A 484-nucleotide genomic window follows, 5' to 3' on the forward strand; every position below is an offset into this window, starting at 1 on the left:
GCTCAGCAGCGTCAAGCTGATGGACGATGTGGGTGCAGTGCGTGATGAGATCACCAACGGCACGGTCACGGACGATGCCAAACCCACATACTTTGGTGTGGCGGATGCCTCGCAAGTGGCCAAGGTGCAGATCCTGGACAAGGGCGTAGTGATTGGCGAAGCCATTGTGCAAGCCAATGGTGACTGGACGTTTGAGCCAGAGACACCGCTGGCTTCGGGCGATCACAGCTTCCAGCTGCGTGCAATCGATGCGGCAGGCAATGAGGGCACGCTGACCAACGCACTGACGTTTGAAGTGGCCGGCAATCCGCCGACACCACCGACCATTGTTGGCGTGCAGGACGACGTGGGCACGATCAGCAATGTGCAAAAGGGTCAGACCACGGACGACACGACGCTGACGGTGAGCGGCACGGCGCAGGCAGGCACGACCGTGACACTGTACGACGGCACACAGGTGCTGGGCACAGCAGCAGTAGACAAG

General features: G+C 60.5%; 1 protein-coding gene. It reads left to right on the top strand.

The features are described from left to right. A partial coding sequence (locus QEP11_RS14325; protein WP_284337332.1) for an Ig-like domain-containing protein occupies window positions 1-484 on the top strand: 484 nt, incomplete at both ends.

Origin of the sequence: Comamonas halotolerans (assembly GCF_030162935.1) — a bacterium.
Taxonomy (GTDB): Bacteria; Pseudomonadota; Gammaproteobacteria; order Burkholderiales; family Burkholderiaceae_C; genus Comamonas; species Comamonas halotolerans.